The 23,722-nt window shown below is 37.2% G+C and carries 25 protein-coding genes; 18 read left to right on the top strand and 7 right to left on the bottom strand.

What is annotated here, in order from left to right; translation table 11 throughout:
- The first annotated feature begins 5 nt into the window (after positions 1-5).
- The 5 genes from ML543_RS09970 (at position 6) to rlmH (ending at position 4,167) form a co-directional block, all read left to right on the top strand.
- Positions 6-800 carry an MBL fold metallo-hydrolase gene (locus ML543_RS09970; protein ID WP_243387199.1) on the top strand — a complete coding sequence of 265 codons (795 nt, stop codon included), beginning with the start codon at positions 6-8 and terminating at the stop codon, positions 798-800.
- 181 nt (positions 801-981) lie between these two features.
- Positions 982-2,214 carry a S1C family serine protease gene (locus ML543_RS09965; protein ID WP_243387198.1) on the top strand — a complete coding sequence of 411 codons (1,233 nt, stop codon included), beginning with the start codon at positions 982-984 and terminating at the stop codon, positions 2,212-2,214.
- Between the two features lie 165 nt (positions 2,215-2,379).
- A complete protein-coding gene (locus tag ML543_RS09960) occupies positions 2,380-2,538 on the top strand; it encodes a CxxH/CxxC protein (protein ID WP_243387197.1) in 159 nt (52 codons plus the stop codon).
- A gap of 132 nt (positions 2,539-2,670) precedes the next feature.
- Positions 2,671-3,654: a TIGR00341 family protein gene (locus ML543_RS09955; protein WP_243387196.1), complete on the top strand. Its 984-nt coding sequence runs from the start codon at positions 2,671-2,673 to the stop codon at positions 3,652-3,654.
- 33 nt (positions 3,655-3,687) lie between these two features.
- Entirely contained in the window at positions 3,688-4,167 is a 480-nt protein-coding gene (rlmH, locus tag ML543_RS09950) for a 23S rRNA (pseudouridine(1915)-N(3))-methyltransferase RlmH (RefSeq protein ID WP_243387195.1), read from the top strand.
- A 604-nt stretch (positions 4,168-4,771) separates the two neighbouring features.
- On the opposite strand, the gene ML543_RS09945 is transcribed toward rlmH, so the two are convergent.
- On the bottom strand, positions 4,772-6,103 hold the full coding sequence (locus ML543_RS09945) for a hypothetical protein (protein ID WP_243387194.1): 1,332 nt from the start codon (positions 6,101-6,103) through the stop codon (positions 4,772-4,774).
- Between the two features lie 1,217 nt (positions 6,104-7,320).
- Between ML543_RS09945 and ML543_RS09940 the strand changes: the two genes are divergently transcribed.
- The 8 genes from ML543_RS09940 (at position 7,321) to ML543_RS09905 (ending at position 15,695) form a co-directional block, all read left to right on the top strand.
- Positions 7,321-7,668 carry a hypothetical protein gene (locus tag ML543_RS09940; protein ID WP_243387193.1) on the top strand — a complete coding sequence of 116 codons (348 nt, stop codon included), beginning with the start codon at positions 7,321-7,323 and terminating at the stop codon, positions 7,666-7,668.
- Positions 7,669-7,927: 259 nt separating this feature from the next.
- A complete protein-coding gene (locus ML543_RS09935) occupies positions 7,928-8,749 on the top strand; it encodes a GNAT family N-acetyltransferase (protein ID WP_279326631.1) in 822 nt (273 codons plus the stop codon).
- 397 nt (positions 8,750-9,146) lie between these two features.
- Complete coding sequence (locus ML543_RS09930; protein WP_243387192.1) at positions 9,147-10,649, top strand: malate:quinone oxidoreductase; 1,503 nt, start codon at positions 9,147-9,149, stop codon at positions 10,647-10,649.
- Between the two features lie 155 nt (positions 10,650-10,804).
- Entirely contained in the window at positions 10,805-11,713 is a 909-nt protein-coding gene (locus ML543_RS09925; protein WP_243387191.1) for a helix-turn-helix transcriptional regulator, read from the top strand.
- Between the two features lie 70 nt (positions 11,714-11,783).
- The gene (locus ML543_RS09920) at positions 11,784-12,431 is read left to right on the top strand and encodes a hypothetical protein (RefSeq protein ID WP_243387190.1); all 648 of its coding nucleotides are present in this window, start codon (positions 11,784-11,786) and stop codon (positions 12,429-12,431) included.
- Position 12,432: 1 nt separating this feature from the next.
- Positions 12,433-12,681: a zinc ribbon domain-containing protein gene (locus ML543_RS09915; RefSeq protein WP_243387189.1), complete on the top strand. Its 249-nt coding sequence runs from the start codon at positions 12,433-12,435 to the stop codon at positions 12,679-12,681.
- 157 nt (positions 12,682-12,838) lie between these two features.
- Positions 12,839-13,531: a response regulator transcription factor gene (locus ML543_RS09910; protein ID WP_243387188.1), complete on the top strand. Its 693-nt coding sequence runs from the start codon at positions 12,839-12,841 to the stop codon at positions 13,529-13,531.
- Positions 13,509-15,695, top strand: coding sequence for a sensor histidine kinase (locus ML543_RS09905; protein ID WP_243387187.1), 2,187 nt, complete (start codon positions 13,509-13,511; stop codon positions 15,693-15,695). Before ML543_RS09910 ends, ML543_RS09905 begins: the two co-directional genes overlap by 23 nt.
- Before the next feature lie 376 nt (positions 15,696-16,071).
- Here ML543_RS09905 and ML543_RS09900 read toward each other — a convergent pair whose 3' ends face one another.
- From ML543_RS09900 to ML543_RS09885, 4 genes are all read right to left on the bottom strand, one after another.
- Positions 16,072-16,437, bottom strand: a complete 366-nt coding sequence (locus tag ML543_RS09900; protein WP_243387186.1) for a PH domain-containing protein — start codon at positions 16,435-16,437, stop codon at positions 16,072-16,074.
- Positions 16,438-16,627: 190 nt separating this feature from the next.
- A complete protein-coding gene (gene ahpF, locus ML543_RS09895) occupies positions 16,628-18,157 on the bottom strand; it encodes an alkyl hydroperoxide reductase subunit F (protein WP_243387185.1) in 1,530 nt (509 codons plus the stop codon).
- Between the two features lie 15 nt (positions 18,158-18,172).
- On the bottom strand, positions 18,173-18,736 hold the full coding sequence (gene ahpC / locus ML543_RS09890; RefSeq protein WP_243387184.1) for an alkyl hydroperoxide reductase subunit C: 564 nt from the start codon (positions 18,734-18,736) through the stop codon (positions 18,173-18,175).
- An 853-nt stretch (positions 18,737-19,589) separates the two neighbouring features.
- Positions 19,590-20,078 carry a TQO small subunit DoxD gene (locus tag ML543_RS09885; protein ID WP_243387183.1) on the bottom strand — a complete coding sequence of 163 codons (489 nt, stop codon included), beginning with the start codon at positions 20,076-20,078 and terminating at the stop codon, positions 19,590-19,592.
- Positions 20,079-20,363: 285 nt separating this feature from the next.
- Here ML543_RS09885 and ML543_RS09880 point away from each other — a divergent pair, with 285 nt between their 5' ends.
- From ML543_RS09880 to ML543_RS09870, 3 genes are read left to right on the top strand one after another with little or no spacing between them, the layout of a single operon-like run.
- Positions 20,364-20,705, top strand: coding sequence for an ArsR/SmtB family transcription factor (locus ML543_RS09880; protein ID WP_243387182.1), 342 nt, complete (start codon positions 20,364-20,366; stop codon positions 20,703-20,705).
- Positions 20,702-21,154, top strand: a complete 453-nt coding sequence (locus ML543_RS09875; RefSeq protein WP_243387181.1) for an SRPBCC family protein — start codon at positions 20,702-20,704, stop codon at positions 21,152-21,154. The genes ML543_RS09880 and ML543_RS09875 overlap by 4 nt, the downstream gene beginning before the upstream one ends.
- A gap of 20 nt (positions 21,155-21,174) precedes the next feature.
- Complete coding sequence (locus tag ML543_RS09870; protein WP_243387180.1) at positions 21,175-21,663, top strand: DinB family protein; 489 nt, start codon at positions 21,175-21,177, stop codon at positions 21,661-21,663.
- Positions 21,664-21,728: 65 nt separating this feature from the next.
- On the opposite strand, the gene ML543_RS09865 is transcribed toward ML543_RS09870, so the two are convergent.
- Positions 21,729-21,917 (bottom strand): FAD-binding domain-containing protein, encoded by a 189-nt coding sequence (locus ML543_RS09865; protein ID WP_243387255.1) that lies wholly within the window; start codon positions 21,915-21,917, stop codon positions 21,729-21,731.
- Between the two features lie 5 nt (positions 21,918-21,922).
- Positions 21,923-22,105: a MerR family DNA-binding transcriptional regulator gene (locus tag ML543_RS09860; protein ID WP_243387179.1), complete on the bottom strand. Its 183-nt coding sequence runs from the start codon at positions 22,103-22,105 to the stop codon at positions 21,923-21,925.
- Between the two features lie 163 nt (positions 22,106-22,268).
- Here ML543_RS09860 and ML543_RS09855 point away from each other — a divergent pair, with 163 nt between their 5' ends.
- The gene (locus ML543_RS09855) at positions 22,269-23,240 is read left to right on the top strand and encodes a YbgA family protein (RefSeq protein WP_243387178.1); all 972 of its coding nucleotides are present in this window, start codon (positions 22,269-22,271) and stop codon (positions 23,238-23,240) included.
- Positions 23,241-23,251: 11 nt separating this feature from the next.
- Positions 23,252-23,710 (top strand): hypothetical protein, encoded by a 459-nt coding sequence (locus tag ML543_RS09850; RefSeq protein WP_243387177.1) that lies wholly within the window; start codon positions 23,252-23,254, stop codon positions 23,708-23,710.
- Positions 23,711-23,722 lie beyond the last annotated feature (12 nt).

Raw genomic sequence — 23,722 nt, 5'->3', positions numbered from 1 at the left:
GAAAAATGAGCTTGCAGTTTAGCGTGCTAGCAAGCGGCAGTACAGGGAATGCGATTTATGTTGAAAGCGAAAGTCATTCCTTCTTAGTAGATGCCGGTTTAAGCGGAAAGCAGATGGAAAAGTTATTCTCGGAAATTGATCGAGACATTCGCTCATTAGATGGGATTTTTGTGACGCATGAACATAGTGACCATATCAAAGGGTTAGGTGTTCTCGCTCGAAAGTATGAAATTCCTGTTTATGCGAATGAGAAAACGTGGAATGCCATGGACGGACTTATTGGTGAGATTAACCTAGATCAAAAGTTTATTTTTCAAACGGGTACGGTCAAGTCTTTTGGAGCCGTCGATATCGAGTCTTTCGGTGTTTCCCATGACGCAGCTGAGCCGATGTTTTTTGTCTTTCATTGCGGAGGGAAAAAACTGACACTCATTACGGATACAGGTTATGTTAGTGACCGTATGAAAGGTGTTATTCGCGCGTCTGATGCGTTTATTTTTGAAAGTAATCACGATGTGGAAATGCTTCGCATGGGCCGATATCCGTGGAATGTAAAGCGTCGAATATTAAGCGATGTTGGGCATGTTTCAAATGAAGATGCTGCACTTGCTATGGCTGATGTCATTTCAGATAATACGAAGCGTATTTACTTAGCACACTTAAGTCAAGATAATAACATGAAAGACTTGGCGCGGATGTCTGTTGAACAAACGTTGCTTAATAAAGGTTTTGGTGTTGGCGAGCAATTTGAACTGTATGATACGGATCCAAAAACCCCTACGCCACTAGTTGCAGTCTAATACGGTTGGATTCATGACATTTGGGGAAAATAACGATTGTCACATATTTTTCCCACAATTGTTCCTTATACTATGTGATAGAAAATGTTTCGAAACCTTCTTCATTCATTAGGTCTTATTTTCATTTATACAAATCGTTTCGAACGAAATACAGTTAGCATATGAAAGGAATGGTAAAGTCATGGGGTATTATGATCAAGATTATGAGAACCAATCAAGAAGTCAAAAAGGAAATCGTGGGGGCTCTTTGCTGGCGGGGTTACTTGGAGCTGTTCTAGGAGGTCTGTTGATCGTTTTCTCCCTCCCGGCTTTAGCAAACTTCAACATTCTCCCGTACGACATGAATATTTCGCCAAAAAGTAGCACAACGGATGAAGCAGTCAGTGAAGACACATCCTCATCGGCTTCATTAACGACGGTTAACGTTGATGTAAATACAGCGGTGACAGAAGCAGTGGAACAAGTATCCGATGCAGTCGTCGGGATTACGAATATCCAAACCGCAAGCTTTTGGAATCAAACTCAAACGAGTGAAGCAGGCACAGGGTCTGGAGTGATTTATAAAAAAGAGGGTGACCTTGCATACATTGTTACAAACCACCATGTTGTCGAAGGGGCAAGTGAGTTAGAAGTTGTGTTAAGCGATGGAACTAGAATTCCTGCGGAACTTGTAGGGTCGGATATGTTAACGGACTTAGCTGTCTTAACGGTAAGTGCAGATGAAATTAAAAAAATAGCGGAGTTTGGGAACTCCAGTCAAGTAAAAGCAGGTGAGCCTGTTTTAGCCATTGGGAATCCGTTAGGGCTTCAATTTGCTGGTTCTGTTACGCAAGGAATTATTTCTGGTACAGAACGTGCCATCCCAGTTGATGTGAACCAAGATGGAACAGTTGATTGGCAAGCAGAAGTATTACAAACGGATGCGGCGATTAACCCTGGAAATAGCGGTGGTGCTTTAGTCAATTTAGATGGTAAAGTGATAGGGATTAACTCGATGAAGATCGCTCAAAGTGCTGTAGAAGGCATTGGTCTTGCAATTCCGATTAATGATGCGATTCCAGTTATTGAAAGCTTAGAGCAATATGGCGAAGTGAAGCGACCATTTATGGGAACGAGCCTTCAATCGTTAGGCGATATTCCAAGCTACTACTGGACAGAAGCGTTAAACTTACCAAGTGAAGTAGAAGAAGGGGTCGTCGTGATGGGGGTTGAACCTGGTTCTCCAGCTAGCGTTGCTGGTCTACGTGAAAAAGATGTTATCGTCGAGATGGCTGGTGAACAAGTGACCAACATATTAGAACTTCGAAAAGTGCTGTACCAGCATGAGATTGGTGACTCAATTGAAGTGAAATTTTATCGAAATGGGGAGCTTCAATCCGTAACCTTAAAGCTGTCTGAACAAAACTCATTATAATAAACTTTGTAAAGTCAGAGTGGCTTCTTTGCTACTCTGACTTATTTGTGTTAGGAGAAGGGGACTTGGCTTCGTTTATAGTAGAAACGCATTTGACAAAGATTGTTTAGTCCTTTTAGCATAAAGAAGCGAATAATATTAAAAACTAACGTAAGGGTGAAACTTATGAAAGCATGTATCGAACACATTGAAGTAGTCATTGATATGTTTGTGGATGAAAATGAAATCGCACCAAACATTCAAAAAATTGAAGATAATCACAGTTTATCCACAACGTGTGATTTATGTAACAATCCCGCTGTATATATCGTATCAGAGTCATAAAAAACGTATAAATATAGATATGATATCCACACCTGTGGATAACTAATGTGTATAACTTGTTCTTAAATTGGGGATGGCGTGTGAATAGCCAATTGTGGATAAATCACCTGTGATTGACAAGAAGGTGAATAAATGTCATTACAACTGATTGAAGCGTACATACCGACGAAGCACTTTGCGACGGTGGAAGAAAAACTCCATTCGTATACACCCATTTCGTACTGGCGTGGAGACGAAACATCAGATCGCTATCTCGTACGTTTGTTAGTGAAAACGGAGCAATCGGAGGAAATATTAAATTACTTAGAACATGCCGCTCATCTCGTTGATGGCTTTGAAATTATGATGTTGCCAATTTCCACTTACATTCGACGAGAAAAAGAGGAAGAAAAAGAACAAAAAACGAGAGAAAAGGGCATAGAACGTGCTTCCCGCCATGAATTATACGTTCAAATGGAAGCACAGAGTAAACCATCTTGGACGTACTTCATTTTTGTTCTCCTTTCTTCAATCGTCGTTACTATTGGCTTGATTAAAAATAGCCCAGCCGTTGTCATTGGGGGAATGGTTATCGCACCTTTGTTAGGACCTGCGATTTCTTTGGCCTTTGCATCCATCATTGGGGATTTAAAACTCGTGCGACAGGGGACGTTCACCGTATTATGCGGCATTGGGGTGGCATTGGCCATTTCCATCATCTTTGGGTTGGTCATCAACATTCCTTTTGATAGCCATGAATTTATGTCACGTACTGAAGTCGATGGGATGGACGTCATTTTAGCGCTCGCCTCTGGAGCAGCTGGGGCACTATCGGTATTAAAACGATTTCCAAGCGCACTCGTTGGGGTGATGGTCGCCGTTGCTTTATTACCGCCTACTGTCGTCTTAGGTATGTCGATTGGCTCAATGCTATGGGAAGAAGCCTTTCGCGCCTTTTTACTCCTAGCTATAAACGTACACGCCGTACTCCTTTCGGCTATTACACTTTTTTCACTTACGGGCATTCGACCTGTTAAATACAATGAAATCCAAAAAGCTAACAACTCAAAAAAGTGGGCTTTTATCATCATTACAGTCATGATCATCATTTTACTTTCCGCCATCTTATCCAGTTAATATAAAGGGGAAACGTAACTCGGAGGTAGAAACATGAACATCCAAATCATCACGATCGGAAAATTAAAAGAAAAATATTTAAAACAAGGCATCAACGAATTTCTAAAACGCTTATCACCGTATGCGAAAGTCGACATCATTGAACTACCGGATGAAAAAGCACCGGAAACATTAAGCGAACAAGAAATGGAACAAGTAAAACAAAAAGAAGGCGAGCGAATCCTTTCAAAGATCAGTCCAGACACACACGTCATTGCCCTTGCAATCGAAGGAAAAATGAAAACATCCGAAGAACTCGCCGACTCATTAGATAAACTCGCCACATACGGCAAAAGCAAAATCGCCTTCGTCATCGGCGGCTCACTCGGCCTCAGCTCTTCTGTTATGAAACGAGCAAACGAAGCACTCTCATTCAGCAAAATGACATTCCCGCACCAGTTGATGAGATTAATTCTATTGGAGCAGGTGTATCGGGCGTTTAGGATTAATCGGGGGGAACCGTATCATAAATAAATGAGGTTGTTAATCTTTATTACTAACGAAAGGTTATTTACGAAATAGCGTCCTATTTAAATTTATTAAGCCTGAAGTTTAATAAGTGGGCTGAGTTGATGTTATATTTATCAAACAGATATGTCAGATAAGTCCCTAAAATGAAACAAGTGGAGAAAAACGAGCCGTTTTTCTTCACTTGCTTTGGTATTTTTTCGATTATCAGACATTGCTGGCATCCTTTCTAAACCTCCACTATGTATTGATTCGACACCAATTACAGTAGAGGGACTTGGGGTGACTGGCAAGGCTTTTTTTATTTATTAATAAAGTGCAGTTCTCTGCATTTTTTCTTTGCAAAGCTCTGCACTTTTATTTTGCAATAAACATAAATAGCCACGTTGAATCGCACCATAAAAAGAAAATTTGGAAAAGTAAGAGACAAAATGCACTTTTATATTCATTTCCAATAAAAAAGATTAAACATGGGGAACTTATTTTTGGAACGGGCACCAACTAGACTATTATGAAGCTAATCATTCCCATGTGAGTAAACTACCTGAAACTCCTAAAAAAGTAATTGATAAGGTCATCTCATTTTATAAAGACTAATTCTAAATTTAAATTATTTAGTTAGTAGCCAGTCTTTTAATTTGAGAACACTTTTATTTTCTAAATATATTAGCAGTTGTGAAGCAATAATATAATTATAAATAGATTCCTCAATTAACAATTCAAGGTCTATACGAAAACTTAATATGGCATTTTCTAGTTCAACTTCTTTTATTTTTAAATTTTTCTCATAAGAGAGAAATGCCAAATTAGTTGTATTTTTAAATGATTCTTCAGGATTTTGATAATCTAATGATTCTTGAAAGTAAGACTGTATATAAGAATAATTTTTAATGTGATTATTGTATATCCTCTCTAAAGAGCTTTTGTTAATAAGAAATGTATCAGGGTCTTTTTTTGATTCAGGATATATGCCTAATTCAATAAGTTCAAATATGGACTTTTTATTTATCTCAAAAAAGACTTTTTGAAACTTATAGGTATTGATTTCAAGCAATGATTCCCAAATTTTATTGTACTCTTCTTTAAAACATTCAAAGTCTGAAAACAATTCTTTACAACTAAATCTAAAGTTCCTTCCTCTGTCATTTTTCTCTAACTTTTTGTTTATCCAAACATATTTATTGTCGGATATTTCTCTGCAAAATGATTGGGTTAAATAATCAATGTTTTTCTCTAATAGATTAATGTTTTTATTGTACTTATAGAGAATTTTACTTAAATTTGATGTAATAATCGATTGTTGGAAGAAAACTACTTTAAACATTTCTTCATACGCTGTTTTTTTAGCGCTTGCTTGGATATGAGGTGAGCGAAACACTATGATGATTATAAACGATATTAATATTAGGGTGGTATTTAATAAGGTATTAACATATTTATAGTCGATTTCACTTAGTGTTGATAGAATAGACTCTAGTTTAGTGTCTGAAAAAAAATCGTATTTAAAATAAGTTAATAGTGTAATCCATATTAGTATATTGGACAATGTAAATTTGAAAGGTGTTATTAAGAAATTTTTTAAAGCTCTTAGGATACTAATAGGACTTTTTAAAATATTTTTGTTAAAACAAGGAAACGCATTGTATGATATTATAGTCAAATTCCTATCTATTAAGTAATACACCTCAGATAATATCTTAACGGTTGTTATTTTTCGCCCTCTAACCAGTTTTTTATAACCTTTTTTTATGTTTTCGTTCAAATTAGATATTAACTTTCCAATGATAAATAAAGAAATTTTTAATATTGTGTAAAGAACAAAATACTGTAATAGAAGTATTATAATAAAGTTGTCAAATTGATTACTAATATATAGTAAGAGACTGTAAATTGTCTTAAAAACAGGGTTGTTGATAAAGGTATCATTAATGTAATTAGTCATCTGTTATACTCCTTTATCGCATAGAATTTCATGAACTATTAAAGAAAAAACATTCCGTTTAATATATTACCAAAAATATACACAAACAGTAAATTAACACAAAAATTATTTAGTAATCTTAATTTAGGATTCTTACCAATATATAGAACACGTATATGTCAAAAATTTCCATTAATCTATGAATTCTTAACTAATATAACATCACATATCACATGGGATATGACTTACTTTAATCAACGGTTTTTAGATGTAAGAATGCGATGTAACTAGGATAATTATTAGTTTTGAATTCTACATTTAATAAAATCACTTCCATTGTTGATTAATATGTTTATCTTATTAGGACGTGATACTTGAAAATAGCAGTTGTATGAATAAAAGGTTCATTGGTAATAAAAATAAAGATATCCCAAGCCAAAATATTATAAAATCAAAAAAAGGTAAAAAATGAAAAAATGGTGTTGTTTATGGCGATTTCAAGATTAAAATAACAAAAATATGGACAGATGTTGATTTTTTTGAGGTTAACCTAGAGCTTAAGGGCAATGATTGTACAATAAATCTTGATATATATTTAGATAACGCATGTTTAGATGAACTTCGAGAAGGTATCATTAATTTTTCAAATCAGCTAGGAAAACATGAGTTTACCTGATAACAGGACATGAAACAGAGAGCACTACACATTTTCTATCATTAAGGTTTTTTCTGCATGAAAGAAGAGGTATTGTCGGGATTGAAGTGAATGTAGACAATAAGAAGCAACCACCATATAACATATGCTCTAACTTTTACTTACTAACTGAAATAAATCAAATTGATGATTTAGCTAGACAGCTCGAACAGTTCATAAAGGAAGAGACTCTAGAAATAGAGGGTATAGCTTTTTAAAAGTTCTTGGTGTTAAAAATACCTTTTAAATTACATAAAAGATAATAATTATTATTTGAATGACAATCAAGGTGGTCAAATCAACAACTGTATTTTGCAAACCTAGAGTACAGATAATTGCAACCACCTCTTCGAAACATGATTATCTGCCAGAAGACCAGACTTTTCAAGGGGTCTAGCTCTGCCGTTAGGGGGCTATCATGTTCTCTTGTCCATATTAAATCGTGCTTCTATGATCGTGTATTTTAAATTGCAATTATCTGCATTGAAAAGTTGCATTGCTATGCATTTAATTTTTGCACTAAACAATACCGGAGGGTTCCTGTATGAAAGATAAAATATCGGCTTATTTTTTCTTGATCATTTCACCAGTATGTTTTTATGTTTTCCAAAAAGAAAGCTCACCACATAATTACTTTTTTTTACTTTTAACGATATGGTTTCTGTACATGTTTATAAATCAAAAGGTAAAGATGGTTAAAACTTATGTGCAAACTGAAAATATATTTTTGGTTTTATTAGATATAGCAGTAGGATTTGCACCTTTAATGGGGAGTGCAATCGTTTATCTATTTCAAGAAAGAAGCATTTTCTTTTTATATCTGTTGATGATTATGACTTGTTTCAATCTTTTTATCAAACTATCAATACTTAGAAAAACACAATCTACTTAGAAGTAAAGAAAATGAGCAACCTAAAAGAAAACTTCTAATGCTTTAGAGAGGGTATAGCTAAAGTTCCTTTTAAAGCCCAATTCTAGCCACGATGTCTAGGATTGGGTTTTCGTGTGTGTCGGTATATAAGTAAGTGACATTCAACGCTCATTTATTGGAGTGAAATCTGAAGAGAGAATCATGTGTCCAAATCTTTATATAAACAATGGGAAACGGTATCATAAATACAAATAATATGGTTAAAGGGGATTGGTGGATTATGAATAAACAAACAGGAAAAGTAGGAGATGAAATAAGTTTAATAAAACAAATTGAAGAGTTAGATTTTGCACTTTTACAGTCCTTTTCCAATAAAAAGGATCAACCGTGGGGTGTTTTATTTTGGAACGAGGACCAACCAGACTATTACGATGCCAACCACGCCCATATAAGTAAACAGCCTGAAAATCCTGAGAAAGTAATCGATGAGGTCATCTCATTTTATGAAGGTTTGAATGTGATTCCAAGGTTTTATTTATATAATCTTGAGTCTTTAACGAGTTTTGTTGCGAAACTAAAAGAGAAGGGATTTCAGTTTGAAGATTTTGCGCAGCCAATTCAGCTTTGGTCAAATGAAATCATATCGTTACCAACGAATAATGATGTCACGATAGAGAAAGTAACCAGTAAGAATTATCATGAAGCTTTATCGGTTGAGTGTCAGATTAATGAGTTTGGTGGAAAAGCGGTTCGCGAAAAGGCGTTTGAAACCGAATTTAATGATGAACGTTATACCCATTATCTTCTAAAATATAACGGAAAACCTTGTTCCACTGCGTGTTTATTCGTTCACGGGAATCAAGGGAGAATAGAAAGTGTCGCCACAGTCGAAGAGTATAGAGGAAAAGGATTAATTGGCTTATTGTTACAGCATATACAGAGAGAAGCTAAAAGACTACAACTAGAAAAACTATGGGTTCACCCAATCAATGAAAAAGTGGAAAAGGTTTATAGTCGTTACGGATTTACTACAATACGAACTTTACAGACCGGTCATGCCTTTCTAGGTGGGAGAAGTATTAAGGAAATACAAGGGCGGTGAAAATATAAACAGGTGATGTTTTTCATTTTAACTGGAAGACGATAGAATACGTTAGAATTCAATCTTTTATAATATCTATACTTGGAAGTTTTAGTCTCTCATGCCCTTGCCTTCCCAACCTTCCAAAAGAATTTCATTTTTGTGGGAAAATGTCCACATAGCTCGTTGCTTTTGAAAGGGATTTTTTTCTTTCCCTTTTACCGTGGATGAAAATTACACTTTTTTACTACTTTTAAATAGTTTATAATTTTTAGATAATAGTATAAAAAAATATCTGGTGAAATAGTAAAATAGAATAGAGTAGTGTTGTGTTCATAAGTTGCACTTTGTTTTTGTGATATATAAAGTAGGAATACCTACATTTTTGACAACAATAGGGGATAAGGGGAAGGTCAAAATGAACAAAATGCTTCATAAAACAGATGTAATATTAATTGGTGCTGGTGTTATGAGCGCGACTTTGGGGACTTTACTAAAAGAATTGGCACCAGAGTGGGAGATTAAGGTGTTTGAGAAGCTCCCGAAAGCAGGGGAGGAGAGCTCAAACGAATGGAATAATGCTGGGACAGGCCATGCTGCTTTGTGTGAATTGAATTACACACCAGAGAAGTCCGATGGCTCAATTGATGTGACTAAAGCGATTAAAATCAATGAGCAGTTCCACGTTTCGCGGCAATTTTGGTCGTATCTTGTGAATGCTGGATTAATTCCACGAGCAGAGGATTTTATTCGTCCGATTCCGCATATGAGCATTGTTCAAGGGGAAGAAAATGTTCAATTCTTAAAGAAGCGTTTCGATGCGCTTGTGAATCATCCATTGTTTCAAGGAATGGAATTTACAGAAGACCGTGAAAGGCTAAAAGAGTGGATTCCGCTAATGATGGAAGGGCGTGAATCGGCAGAACCGATCGCAGCGACCAAAATCGACTCAGGAACGGATGTCAATTTTGGTGCTTTAACACGTCTTTTGTTTGAACATTTACAGAAACAAAATGTAGAGGTTCACTATAAGCATTCCGTTGAAAACATGAAGCGAAATGCAGATGGTTCGTGGGAGCTTAAGGTGAAAAATCTTGAAAGTGGCGAAGTAGAGTATCATATGGCGAAGTTCGTGTTTATTGGTGCTGGAGGGGGAAGCTTGCCATTACTTCAAAAGACGGGCATTCCGGAGTCTAAAAACATCGGTGGCTTCCCAGTAAGCGGGCTATTTATGGTTTGTAATAATCCAGAGGTAGTCGAAAAACATCACGCCAAAGTATATGGGAAAGCGAAGGTGGGAGCTCCACCGATGTCAGTCCCGCATCTTGATACGCGTTATATCGACAACAAAAAGTCGTTACTGTTCGGACCGTTTGCAGGGTTCTCACCTAAGTTTTTAAAGAACGGATCGAATTTAGATTTAATTCGCTCTGTTAACGTCAATAATGTCCTGACGATGCTTGCGGCCGGTGTCAAAGAAATGGCACTGACAAAGTATCTCATTCAGCAAGTTCTATTATCAAACGAAAAGCGTTTAGAAGAATTACGCGAGTTCATCCCCACGGCAAAATTAGAGGATTGGGATATTGTCGTTGCAGGACAACGTGTACAGGTGATTAAAGATACGGAAACAGGCGGAAAAGGTACCCTTCAATTCGGTACAGAAGTGATCTGTTCTGCCGATGGATCGATTGCTGCGTTACTCGGCGCATCACCAGGTGCTTCGACGGCTGTTCATGTCATGCTTGAAGTAATTGAACGCTGCTTTGGAGATAAAATGCATGATTGGGTGCCGAAAATTAGAGAAATGATTCCATCTTACGGAGAATCGCTAGTAGACAATCCAAACTTATTAAAAGAAATTGAACGAACAACAGCGCAAACGCTTGGGCTTCATAGTCGCGAGCTTGCATATAGTTGAAAAATTCGGTTTCGACCAAGAGACTTTTGAACGTCTTAAAGCATTTGACTTACACGAGAAGTCAGATGCTTTTTTTCGTTGGCTTTCAACACCTACTCGACAGAAAGTCATTGGGTAAAATAGAAGGTAAGATCGAAACAATAGGAGAAATAACGATGAAATTAGAACGATTACTTGCGATTGTCATGAAGTTGTTAAATAAAGACCAAGTAACAGCAAGAGAACTTGCTGAAGAGTTTGAAGTGTCGGTGCGAACCATTCAGCGAGATATGGACTCGATCAATATGGCAGGGATTCCAATCGTATCGACGAAAGGAGTAAATGGCGGGTACAGCATCGTTAAAGAGTTTAAAATCCGAAATGGTTTTTTAAAAGAAGATGAACATGAGCTTCTCATGACAGCATTAAACGGAGTATTAAAGGCGTATGGCGATCAACAGCTTCAGCACATTATCGATAAACTGAACGTGCTAAAAGCTACGAGCCGACAAAACAAACGCTCAACTATTCAACTAGACTTTAGTGGATGGGGAAAAGCCGAAAAACGATCGGAAAAAGTTCAGATATTGAAAGAAGCCATTGAATCCCAACGTGTTGTGTCGTTTACCTATATTGATATGAATGGAAATCACTCTGTTCGAAAGGTAGAGCCTCTTACCTTGCTTTTGAAGTTAAATAAGTGGTATGTCTATGCGTACTGCCTTTTACGAAACGATTTTCGCCTGTTTAAGCTAGGAAGAATGAGGGAGGTCAACGTCCTTCAAGAAAAGGCCGCAACGCATGTAGATATTCCATCCATACCGTCGTATCACCAAGGTGGGAAAGAAGTGACGTTAACACTTAAATTTTCAAAGCACGCGTTAAACCAGTTAGAGGATTTTTTCGAGTTTGAAGATTTACAGTTTGGTGAAGACGGCTTATTTTATTTAACCGAGACATTTCCGGAAGATGAGTGGATTTATCGTATGCTTTTAAGCTTAGGTGACGAAGTAGAAGTATTAAAGCCGGACCATGTTCGACATATGCTCAAAGAACGTGCGAAAAAAATTTATGATCTCTATTAAAAATACGACAGACAGTTGTCCGATTTCATCCTGTACGATAAGAGCAATGAAGCAGAAAAGAGGGGTTCCATTGACGAGATTGAATCAGTTATCTTCACAGTTAGGGCGAAAGGACGAAGCGCCTAATATTGAACTAGCAGAACAACTAGTGAAATACGAAGATTTAGAAGGGATTAACGAGGTTATTCAAAACTTGCACAATCCAGATAAAAAAATACAACAGGACTGTATGAAAGTAGTTTACGAGATTGGGAAACGAAACCCTCATCTGATTCAACATGAAACTGAAACGTTTCTTTCATTTCTTAAAAGTCGAAATAACCGAATGGTATGGGGAGCGATGACTGCTTTATCAACGGTGGCCCATTTATCTTCTTCATTGATGATGAACCATTTACGTACAATTTTCACAGCTATTCAGACAGGTTCTGTTATAACCGTCGATAAAGGAATATTTACGCTTGCTACCTTAGCATCAGTGAATGAATCGAATAATAGAAAGATTTTTCCCTTTCTCTTAAACCATTTGGAAACGTGTCGACCGAAAGAAGTTCCTCAACACGCCGAAAGTACAATGAGGGCGGTAACGGAGGAGAATGTAACAGCTTTTTTAACGGTTTTGAAAAAAAGAGAACCGTATTTGACTCCACCTCAATTAAAACGGATTAAGCGAATTTACAAGACCTTTGAAACAAAGGATGGAAAGGAAGAGGGATGATATGTCAAAGCATTGTCAAAGTTGTGCGATGCCATTAAAAAAAGTGGAAGATCGGGGAACGGAAAAAAACCGACAACGAAGTACAAAGTACTGTAAATATTGCTATCAGGATGGGGAGTTCGTACAAAAGGACTTTACCGTTGAGGATATGAAAGAATTAGTAAAAGAAAAAATGATGGAAATGGGGTTTCCTAAGTTTCTTGCTAGCCTATACGTTCGAAAGATTCATCGATTAGAGCGGTGGAAGTAATGTTCCACATGAAACAAATACAAAATATTTAAGCCATGCTACGAAAGCACGGCTTTTTTTTGTCTTAAGAAAATCTTAAGATTTTTAACGAGAAATTGTTAAGATTTTCTTTTTATGATTAAGATAGTACGAGATATATAGAAAGCTGGGGGTAGAAATGAACGAGTATTTTGTACTGGTCGTTGATGATGAGAAAGAAATAAGAGATGCAATCGAGATTTATTTGAAAAATGAAGGGATTACGGTATTAAAAGCAAAGGATGGCTTGGAAGCATTACAGCTACTAGAAGAGTATGAGATTCATCTAATGATTGTCGATGTGATGATGCCAAAACTTGATGGAATTGCAGCAACCTATAAAATTCGGGAAACGAGGAATATCCCGATTATTATGTTGAGCGCCAAAAGTGAAGATACCGATAAGATTTTAGGTCTTCAAGTCGGAGCGGACGATTATGTCACGAAGCCATTTAATCCAATGGAGCTTGTAGCGCGTGTGAAATCTCAATTGCGACGATATGTAACGCTAGGAACGTATGAAGGGGTCCAAAAAGTTATTGATTTGAATGGATTAACGCTCGATATAGCGGCTAAAGAAGTAAAAGTTCATGGAGAACCGGTTAAGTTGACGCCGATTGAGTACAAGATTGTGGAATTGTTAATGAAGCATGCTGGGCGGGTGTTTTCCATTGATGAAATCTATGAGTCTGTATGGAAGGAGCCCGGATATAATGCCGAAAATACAGTAGCGGTTCACATTCGAAAAATTCGCGAGAAAATTGAAATTGATCCAAAAAATCCAAGGTATTTAAAGGTGGTGTGGGGAATTGGCTACAAAATGGAGAGGTAAACGAATCATTTTGTTATTTTGCATGGTCATGACAATTGGGTTTAGCAGCTTGCTTTCGTTTTATAGTTACAGTCAATTACTTCTAACGAAAAATTACTTTGAATCACAATCTTTTCAGTCGTATGTTGGGGAATGGTCTCAGTATATTGCATTTACTGAACTGAGTGGAATCACTGAAGAAGAAGTGAAAGAGAAAATTGTTGTAACGGAAGAAGAGATTTTAGAGCATCGCTATCGATACGGTTCACTCTCTGAGCAGTTAATCAATATTAGAGGTCAATATGAGGGCCGCATTGAAGAAGCAGCTGCAATGGGGGATGAAGCCTTAGTAAAGGTGTTAACAGAAGAACGTGATACTAAACTAGAAGATATTCAACTAAATTTTGAAAGTGACGAACATGTCGAAGCGAAAATTCGAAAAGAAAAAGAGCAAGCAATTGAGTCTTATTTCGAAGAGAAAGAATACGATTATGAAAACTCTTTGCCATACAAAGATAGTTTTGTCTATTACTTTGAAAGCAATAAAGCTGGGAAAGTGTATACAAACTTACCAAACAATGAAGAGATAAAAGCTGAAACCATGCACTACATAAAAGAAATGAAGATGACGAGCGATGAATTTCATTTTTACGATGATCTTGGCATTGAGAGTCCTTCACCTACGGAAGTGTTTGTAGGGAAAATAGGTGTACCAAAGTCCCTTTCCTCATCAAATGAGTTAATGGAACAGTATGAACAAGAACAAATGTTGAGAACGGGGTTGTTCGCTTACACAATCTTTAGTTTTTGTTGGTTATTTATTGGATTTTTCATGTTATGGAAGTCGAAAACGGTACGGGGTGCGATAAACTCATGGAGTGCTGGATACGAGAAGCTTCCAATCGATGTAAGAATTGTAGCATTTATCGGTATGAGTATAGTCGCGTTCGTGTTAAGTTTGCTTGTGAAACCTTATATGATTCCGCTTCGTATGGAAGGGATTGTGGCATTTGTTGGAGCTTCCGTTTTATGGGCAATTACGTTTGTTCAATTCATCTTGCTATTAAAGAGTACATCTATAAATAACTTAAGTAAACAATGGCAGAACGCCATTATGTATAAAATAGCGAAATGGGGCGTCAGAGTCCTTCTTCAACTGAAGGATGCGTTTCGAAACGCCTTTTTAAACTGGAAAACGGGTACGCAAATGCTTTTACTGTTAGGTGCAATTTATGCTTTAGGAGTTCTGTTAGGAATGGCTTTCATTTCACCTTTTCACTTGCTTTTTTACCTTATTTTAATTGGAGTTGTAGGAATTCCAGTTGTGAAGGTGCTCATGACACAAGTTGGCTATTTAAACAAAATTGCAGAGAAAACAGAGGCACTGGCAAACGGACAAAAAGGAAAAGAGCTGTCAATAGAGGGACAGTCAATTTTTGCGTCGATAGCACGACATATTGCGGCAATGGAAGAAGCGGTGAAAAAATCCCAAAAGGTACAAGCGAAAAGTGAGCGATTAAAGACGGAGCTGATTACGAATGTAAGTCACGATTTACGTACACCGTTGACGTCTGTCATTACGTATACCGAGCTGCTTAAGAAAGAGGGATTATCAGAAGAAGAACGAGCCGCCTACGTAGAAATTATCGATCGGAAGTCGAAAAGATTGAAAGTATTAATCGACGACTTGTTTGAAGTGTCGAAAATGACGAGTGGTAACATTGAACTGACGAAAGAAAGAGTGGACTTGAATCAACTACTGCATCAATCACTAGCTGAATACGATGAATGGATCAATGAATCCAACCTTCAATTCCGTATTAAGACGGCAGAGAAGCCAGTATATGCTTACGTGGACGGGCAGAAGCTGTGGCGCGTATTCGATAACTTAATTGGGAACATCCTGAAATACTCATTGGAACATTCACGTGTCTATATCCAACTTCAACAGGTAGAAAATCAAGCGATGATGACATTTAAAAATGTCTCAAAATATGAACTAAGCGAGAACCTTGATGAGTTACTTGAAAGGTTCAAACGTGGAGATGAATCTCGGCACACCGAAGGATCTGGTTTAGGACTTGCAATTGCCAAATCCATTATCGACCTCCACGAAGGTCAACTAGACATTGAAATGGACGGAGATTTGTTTAAAGTAGTGGTTGTGTTAAATAGTGTGGAATGAACATATAACAAACTTCTCTCGAAATAGATAGGACTAAAAGAATCAATGGGGATGTCTTATAAGTCCCTTAAATCGAATGAGGGGAGAAAAGTAGCTAGTATTTCTCCAATTGGTTTTGAATGAAAGAAAGGTGGCGGCGACTGCCCAGCGTTGTACTGACGGGAGACTCTTCCGTACTGAGATAAAGGAGATACTACGAGTAAAACGAGCAGATATCGACTTATCGCAGGGGAGGGAGAGAGTCGTTCGGTAGACGCTAGGAGCCGTAACTAGACAGGCCGTGCCCGCGGAAAGCGTCCGCCACCGAATGAGTTTAACCGATTTAAATTAGGATAAAAAAGTGCTGTACTTTTTGGACAGCATTACTGATTTTTGATTACAAGATGTGCTGAGCAATAAGGCGATCTAACTTACGAATATCAACATTCTTATTTAGATTTAATTTGAATTGTCCTGCTTTAGTCCAAAGTTCAATCTCTGCATTCATATCAAGCATACCGCCATTTTCACTCGAATACATGACAATCGAATTAAAAGGAATTGTATATATTTCTACTTTCTTCCCAGTGATCCCCTGTCGATCAGCGATAATAAAACGTTTGTTAGTTACAACTGCAACGTCACGGACAGTTTTATAAGCGACCTCCGCTTTTTCTCCTTCAATTAGCAATTGTTCAATGTCATTTGGGACAGAAACTTCTTCGTAAAAAGTCCACGACATCAATGTTTGTACACTCGCCATTATTAACACCTCTCTTATATGTAAATTTTAGGTAATTTTATTGTATCTTACAATTGAAGTCTCGTAAATTATTATTCTATTTATAGGAGGGCAATCTTCAGAATTAATTAATTATTCCAGCGCAAAAAACACCCCTGCCAAAAATAGCTCTTTGGCAGGGGTGTTTTATAAATTGTGTGTCCCTATGATATTAATTGCGAATTAAATAGTCGAATGCACCTAGTGCTGCTGTAGCCCCTGAACCCATGGAGATGATGATTTGTTTGTAAGGGCTATTTGTGCAGTCACCTGCTGCAAAGACTCCCGGAATGCTTGTAGCGCCGTGTTGGTCTACGATGATTTCACCGAAGCGTGTACGCTCAAGAGTTCCTTCGAGCCAATCTGTATTTGGAACAAGGCCGATTTGTACAAAGACGCCTTGTAATGCAATTTGTTTTTCTTCGCCCGTTTCACGGTCGATGTATGTGATGCCTTCAACGCTATCTGTTCCTGTAATTTCTTTCGTTTGTACATTTTTTAGTACAGTTACGTTTGGTAGGCTATAGAGACGCTTTTGAAGGACTTCGTCTGCTTTTAATTCTGGCATATATTCAAATAATGTGACATGGTCGACGATACCAGCTAAGTCGATGGCAGCTTCGACACCGGAGTTTCCTCCGCCGATTACCGCTACGTGCTTACCTTCGAATAGTGGTCCGTCACAGTGTGGACAATAGGCTACCCCTTTATTCTTGAACTCTTGTTCGCCAGGAATGCCTAAGTTGCGCCAACGCGCACCTGTTGAAATAATAACAGATTTACTTTGTAGTACAGCGCCATTTTCAAGTTCGACTTCGAATAAATCTTTCTTCTCTAAGCGAACGGCACGCTGTAAATTCATCACGTCCACGTTATAATCTTTTACGTGCTCTTCAAGGCTTGCCACAAGTTTTGGTCCTTCTGTATGTTTGACACTAATAAAGTTTTCAATGCTCATTGTATCAAGCACTTGGCCACCGAAACGTTCGGCAACGATACCTGTACGAATGCCTTTACGAGCAGCATAAATGGCCGCACTCGATCCAGCAGGTCCTCCACCTACTACGAGTACATCGTACGGTTCTTTTGAGGAAAATTCCTCCGCACTTGGACCGTCTCCAAGCTTAGCAAGGATTTCGTCAATTGTCATGCGTCCACCACTGAAGAATTCCCCATTTAAGAATACTGATGGTACAGCCATGATGTTTTTACTCTCAGCTTCTTCTTTGAAAGCCGCGCCATCGATCATCGTATGGGTAATACCCGGATTTAAAACGCTCATCATGTTTAAGGCTTGAACTACCTCTGGACAGTTGTGACAACTTAAGCTAACATAAGATTCGAAGTGATATTCACCTTTTAAGTTTTTAATTTTTGTAATAACACTTTCGTCAACTTTTGGTGCTCGGCCACTTACTTGTAAGAGGGCAAGTACTAAAGAGGTGAATTCATGTCCTAATGGAACACCGGCAAATGTGACACCTGTGTCTTCGCCTACACGGTTCACGCTAAAGCTTGGTGTTCTTTTTAATTGTGCATGTTCTACCGATATTTGAGATGACATAGATGCTAGCTCATTGACAAGAGCTAGCATCTCTTTTGAAATCTCATCGGTACCTGCACTGACTTTTAAGACAATATCGCTTTCTAATAGCTGTAAGTATTGATTTAACTGTGTCTTAATATCTGCTTCAAGTACCATTTTTTATTCCGCTCCTTAAATTTTACCTACTAAATCAAGGCTTGGCTTAAGTGTTTTTCCGCCTTCTTGCCATTTTGCAGGGCAAACTTCGCCTGGGTTGTTGCGAACGTATTGAGCTGCTTTGATTTTGTTGATTAATGTGCTTGCATCACGGCCGATTCCGCCAGCGTTAATTTCTACTGCTTGGATAACACCGTCTGGATCGATGATGAATGTACCACGATCAGCAAGACCTTCTTCTTCGTTTAATACTTCGAAGTTACGAGAAATTGTTTGAGATGGGTCACCGATCATTGCGTACTCGATTTTACCGATTGTTTCAGAGCTATCGTGCCAACCTTTGTGTGTGAAGTGTGTATCAGTTGAGATAGAGTATACTTCAACGCCAAGTTCTTTTAATTCAGCGTAATGGTTTTGAAGGTCTTCAAGTTCAGTTGGGCATACGAATGTGAAATCTGCTGGATAGAAGCAGAATACACTCCATTGACCTTTTAAATCTTCGTTTGTTACGTCGATGAATTCACCGTTTTTGAATGCTTTCGCTGCAAAAGGTTTTACCTCTTTACCGATTAATGACATAGTCATTAGCCTCCTTGTACTTGATTTAGATTATAATAATTCTAATCACAAATTTATTATTATATAAAATCTTGTTTTTGTAAAGAGATTTATCTAATTTTTTTAGAGAGAGTTGAGAAATTCAAAATTAATGGTAAGTTTGACGTGGAAAGCTAGATACTACAAGTAAGATTATTTAGCTAGCCATTTGTATGAAGGGAAATAAATAAGCAAGTTTGCTAAATCATTATTTTTGCAGTTACAAAATGTAATTGAAAATGGATCAATACGTATCTATCTTTAAGCATATTGTATTTGCCCTATTTCTGCAAAAGAAATACGTATCTTTTTGGATGGTTTTAACAAAAAGATGAAAAACGAAAAAATACGTCGATGTTTTTCTAGCATCGACGCATTTAATCAGTTTACAAGTTATATAATGTTTCCCCATCGTTTGGAACAATAATTGTGGAGCTAAGTTCCTTAACTTTAAGGTCTTCTTTTAGTTCATCACGTGTAAGAAGGCAATGATTGAGTGATTCCATATGGGTGCCATTAAAAAGAAGTAGCGATAAAATTTTTTCATAAAACTGAGAAAAATAGTTCCGCAAGAGAGGCTCAATCATAGGATCTACTCACGTTTATGAAGTATCCTCTTAGAGTACAGCACGAGCCTAATACCCCGCTGACGAGCTTGCGAGATGAGGAGACTATTAGAAAAGTGGAGCCGAAAATAGACAGGCTGTGCCCACGGAAAGAGTCCGCCTTTCGCAATGAAGTGTATGACCAAAAACAATTATTTTAGAAAAGTCTTGTATTTTCAAAGAAAGAATGGGTGTCCCAGCTACATTGGGACACCTCCTTTTATATTAAATTATATAGTTGCTTGATCTTCATTAGAGAACTTATTTGATTTTGTTGAAGATTGGTAAAGGTTTTTCATATTAAAACTCCATACTTGTAAGTGGGAGCGAAACAAAAGAAGAATAAATCCACTTGTATAGAGGGTAAGGCTAAGAAAGTTCATATTTCCTGATAAAATGAAATTAATATGCATAAAAAGACAAAAGAGAATGGATGGGATGGTAAAAAGGCCTATAAGTAGAAAAATACCTAATACCATTTGCGCAATTGGAATGGTGTAATTGAAAAAAAGAACGTGTTCTAATGCAACATGCTCAATAAATAATTTATAAAAGCTTGGGACATTCTCTTTTTGTAAAGACTCGGTTAAATAGTTACTTAAAAATTGTCCTGGTTGGTGGAACCACTGTTTTTCTACTATTTTCGTCCATCCTGCCAAAAACCAGCCAATGCCAAAAAGTAGACGAATGATGACGATTAGATGAGAAATTAACTGCAAACTACTACCTCCTTTTTTGCATTAAAGACATTATTTTGGTCTAAGGAAACTTTTTAGATAAAAAAATAAAAGTTTGCCTAGTCAAATAAATTTTACTTAAAGAAACTTTTTGTGTAAATAGCTATGTTTATTTCTTGTTATCTAAATGCTTCAATGAAATAAAACCTTCCAAAATTGGGTTTTTAAGAAATAAGAGGAATGAAAGAAATCATGTTGCACCGAGAAAATAAAAGAACCGAGGTAAGCTCCTTGACGAATATAAATTAATGAATTATAGTTAACCATATGGTTAACTATCAAGAGAATCACTTAGATGATGTATTTTCTGTTCTTTCAGATCCTACCAGAAGGAAAATTATTGAAGAGCTTTCAAAAGGGGAAAAGACTGTTAAGAAGTTAGCTGAACCCTTTGATATGTCATTGCCAGCCGTTACGAAGCATTTGAAAGTGCTTGAAAAGGCACAGATCGTTTCCTTTCGGAAGGAGGGGCGGTATAAGTATTATTTTTTACAGCCTGAAAAAATGAAGGATGCTATTGAATGGCTACACTATTGGCGTAGCTTCTGGGAGGATCGTCTAACAAGATTGGAACAATTTTTAATGGAAACGAAGGAGGAAGATGAATGATTACGATGAGTCCAGATAAGTTATTTACTCTAGAATTAAAACGTGAGTATGCCGTATCGGCTAAGCGTATGTTTGAAGCATGGACAAAGCCAGAGCAGTTTAAAATGTGGATGGGACCTAAAGGGTATCAAGTAGCTATTGAGGAAATGAATGTCGAAGCAAAAGGTACCTATCGTTTAGTTATGGAAAATGCAGAGGGCCAAAAACATGTATTAGTCGGAAAGTATTTAGAAGTTATGCCAAATGAGAAGCTAGTATTTACTTGGAAATGGGAAAGTGATGAGCAAGAGTTTCCGGAAACGGTTGTCACAGTGTTATTTAAGGAAATTAGTGAGAAATCAATGGAGCTTGCCATCGTTCATGATTGCCTTCCAAGTGAGGAAGCTGCTCAAAATCATAACCAAGGCTGGTCCAGTACGCTTGATGATAAGTTAGCAACATATTTTTAATGGATTGGGGGAAATGAAAGATGGAAAATCGTTCTTTATTTAATCAATATGAGTTCGTTCGACATGTCCTTTTACACAACTTAAATGATGTTTCTGAAGAGATGGCTCAGGAAATACCTGATGGGTTCCCGCATCACCTTTTATGGCAGGCGGGACATGTATATGTTTCGTTAGAACAAATTGTATTTCATTTCTCTGGTGAACCTGTTAACATTCCAGAAGGTTATGCAGAATTATTTCAAAAAGGTACACGCCCTTCGGAGTGGACAAAAGAGCCACCTTCGTTAGAAGAAATTAAAAACATTCTTCAAGAACAAATGTATCGTGTAAAGGAGACATTTGAAAATCGCTTAGATGAGAAAATAGCTCAACCATTTGAAGCTGGTCCATTAAAGCTTGAGACGATAGGAGAGCTATTATTGTTCTCATTATTCCATGAAAGTGAACATAATGGGTGTATTAAAGGAATTAAAAATGGTCTTAAAATGAAAGAAGTTATCGGCGAATAATGTACAATTAGGCCCCTCTCAGCTAGAGCAGGGGCCTACGTGCTTTTTAACAGCAATATTGAATTCTACTTACCTTTTATCCGCTCATAGGCACAAAGAGCGCGTTCGCGAGCATAAGCATGATCAATGATAGGAAAAGGATAGGTATCTCCAAGTTTGACATGAGCTTGATTTAAAATTTCCTCCGGCGTATCCCAAGGCCTATGTATATAGTTAGATTGAAGGTTTGAAAGTTCAGGGACCCATTTTCGGATGTAATCTACGTTTGGATCAAAACCGGTTCACTTCTTCTGAAGTATAAAATTCTATAGCCATTGTCCAATCTTTGTGGTTGGACAATTTGATACCGTTCTTCCCATTTGCGAATGACTTGCTTAGAAAGTCCGGTTAAGTTTAAAACTTGCTGAATATGATATGTCCGTTCGTCTATTTTTTTACTCATAGCCATCATCCTCTTTATACGAGCAAACATGTTATCGTGTGAGCTCCATATACTAAATATCAACGAATTACTTTATACAACAATACGGATAAAGATTATACAAACATTTTACAAGGTGGAGTTTTAATGATAAAAATGAAAGTAACATATAGGAGGCGAGTCGATGAAGACGTTTGAAAAACCGATTGTTGTCATGAGTAAGTGTCTAGGATTGGAAGCTTGTCGTTATGATGGTGCGGTGATTCGTGATTCTTGGATTGAAAAACTGATGTCTTATGTTCATATCATTCCTGTTTGTCCAGAAGTAGAAATTGGTCTAGGTACGCCAAGGTCACCGATTCGACTCGTATTAACCGAAGAGAAGAAGAAACTTATGCAACCTTCTACTAATCTAGAGTTTACGGAAGAAATGAACTCGTTTGCCCTTCATTTTTTATCCTCTTTGCCACCAGTTGATGGATTTATTTTAAAAAATCGTTCCCCAAGTTGTGCTATATCTGATGCAAAACTATACCGAAATGAATTAAAATCGTCTCCGGTTGGGAAAACGGCTGGTTTATTTGGTGAACAAGTAAAAGAAAAGTTTTCACACTTAGCGATTGAAGACGAAGGTAGGTTGAAAAACTTTACGGTTCGAGATCATTTTTTAATGAAACTGTTTACCCTTGCATCATTTCGAAAGGTGAAAGCAAATGGTTCACCCGCTCATCTCATAACATTTCATTCAACGAATAAGTATTTATTTATGGCCTTCCATCCAGGAAAGCTAAAGGAACTTGGAAGGATTGTCGCAAATGTATCACACCAATCGATAAACGAAGTAATATCTGAATATGAACGGGTTCTTTGTGATTTGCTGAGCCGACCGTATTCACTCGGTGCCAACGTGAATGTTTTTTACCACATTATGGGCTATTTTAAAAAAGTCGTAAGTCGAGAAGAAAAAACGTATTTCTTAACAATGCTTGAACAATTTCAACAGGGGAAAGTGCCTAAAGTAAGCATTTTAACGATGCTATATGCTTGGGCTATACGGTTCGAACAAGATTACTTACTGAAGCAAACATTTTTTCATCCTTACCCAGATTCTTTATTAGAGCTAACGGATTCAGGAAAAGGAAGGAATTTAGCCTAAGGGGGAAAAGAATGACGAGATTGAGACGAGGAATCATGAATGGTTTAATTTCGGGGTTAGTACTGGGTCTCTTTTTTAAGTTGATTGAACAGTTTACAAAGGTGAAGGTATATACGTTGTTGTTAAATGTGGATTACATTCCGGTCCTTAAACTGTTAATCTTTCCTGAATGGGTTGAATTCTTCTTCCATCTAATTATTTCTGTCATAATTGCGGTGATATTACTTATTATTTCAGATCGTTATCGTTGGGAAGTAGAGCAGGTGATGTTTCGTTCGGTATTACTCTCGTTCATAATTGGTGTTTTGTTATATCCAACAACTGCACTATCTACTCGAACACCCGCTATTACGTCAATTGAAGCAATCATTTATTGGCTTTTGGGACATGTCATTTATGGATGTGTACTTGGCTTTTTAATGACGCGCAAACAAATGATAAAAAAGAAGCCTGTCACCATGTTTAAGTGACAGGCTTTTTCT

The sequence above is a fragment of the Bacillus kexueae genome (assembly GCF_022809095.1).
Taxonomy (GTDB): Bacteria; Bacillota; Bacilli; order Bacillales; family Aeribacillaceae; genus Bacillus_BZ; species Bacillus_BZ kexueae.
This window is presented reverse-complemented; position numbering and strand designations above follow the sequence as displayed.